Annotated in this window: 3 protein-coding genes; 1 reads left to right on the plus strand and 2 read right to left on the minus strand. The window is 29.8% G+C overall.

The annotated features are described in order from the left end of the window. Positions 1-180 (minus strand): hypothetical protein (locus V7122_RS25655; RefSeq protein WP_335530176.1); only part of this gene is annotated, 180 nt, incomplete at its 3' end. 52 nt (positions 181-232) lie between these two features. Continuing rightward, positions 233-610, minus strand: coding sequence for a DUF6232 family protein (locus tag V7122_RS25660; RefSeq protein ID WP_335530179.1), 378 nt, complete (start codon positions 608-610; stop codon positions 233-235). A 230-nt stretch (positions 611-840) separates the two neighbouring features. Between V7122_RS25660 and V7122_RS25665 the strand changes: the two genes are divergently transcribed. Then, positions 841-1,098 (plus strand): excalibur calcium-binding domain-containing protein, encoded by a 258-nt coding sequence (locus V7122_RS25665; protein ID WP_335530185.1) that lies wholly within the window; start codon positions 841-843, stop codon positions 1,096-1,098. Positions 1,099-1,285 lie beyond the last annotated feature (187 nt).

Here is a 1,285-nt window from a genome sequence, read left to right on the forward strand (position 1 = left end):
ATTATCAAATTCATCATTGCCTACTTGTTGATATAATTTAAAATACACATCTGCAACCGTTTGATAATGCTTTCTGGAATTTTCTACTTTACCTCTTTCGAATTTATCTGCTTCATTTTGATGATAAATATGCATTTCCCATAAATGGACTAGTAACTTTTCTTTATTTAGTACACTCATTAAATACTGTCACCTGCTTTCTCATAAAACTAAAACTTAATAAAACCATAACCTAACCTCTAAATATAATTACATCATTAATCGCCTTATACACTGATGATAAATCTTCAATTTCTTCATTAGTTAAATACTCTTTTTCACCAGAAGTTAATTCAATTATTACAGCTTCTTTCCTTTTTCTAAATAACATTATTACAACCAGTAATAAACCGAAGGAGGTAACAATCCATCCTATTGAATAATCATTAGAAGTGAACGCTGATACAAGTCCGATTATAGCTATTATCATACCAATCCATGGTGTCCTTAATTCTTCTCGATCAAGTTCTACTGAGCAAACTGAGCTCATTGCAATTGTCTTATTATGGAGGACTAACCTAGTGCTGCTAATTTTAATATCATCGTTATCCAAGAAAAAATGTTCCTGCATATTTGCTATCCTCCTGCTATTTTTCTTAAGCAGTAATTTGCTATATTATTATTAACATTAACAGTTAATATAGGGTTATTTTACCACAAGTAGGTAAATGTAAAATAAATTAATTTTTTATTAAGATTATAGGAAGGATATCCTTTGTCAGAAAAACAACTTTTCTCATTGAATAATTAACAGTATTTTACTATACTAGATACAAATGTTAATAGAAAGGTGTGTCTAGTATGAAAAAGTTTGCTTCAATTATTCTTTCTTTAGGGTTGTTATTCAGTATTTCTTATGCAGCAGAAGCAAAAACAGTAACAAAGAAGTATAAGAATTGCACAGAATTAAATGCTGATTACAAGGGTGGAGTTGCTGAGTCATCGTCAGTGAAAAATAAAGGTGGAAAGACAAAGTATAAGCCACACGTTTCAAAGGAATTGTATCAAGCAAATACAAAGTTAGATCGAGACAAGGATAAAATTGCATGTGAAAAGTAAAAAAATGTAACCAACAATCGAAGAAATTACTTAAACATTTCCGATTGTTGGTTATTTTTTATTTAAATAATTTTCTCAGTAACTTACTTGTTGATTTTCCTGCAACTCGTCTAACAATCCTCTTTCCAACTTTCCCCTTTTTAACTGCATTTACATCCCCTAATATCTTAGCCGTACCATATAAAAG

This window comes from Bacillus sp. JJ1532 (assembly GCF_036965085.1).
Lineage (GTDB): Bacteria > Bacillota > Bacilli > Bacillales > Cytobacillaceae > Cytobacillus.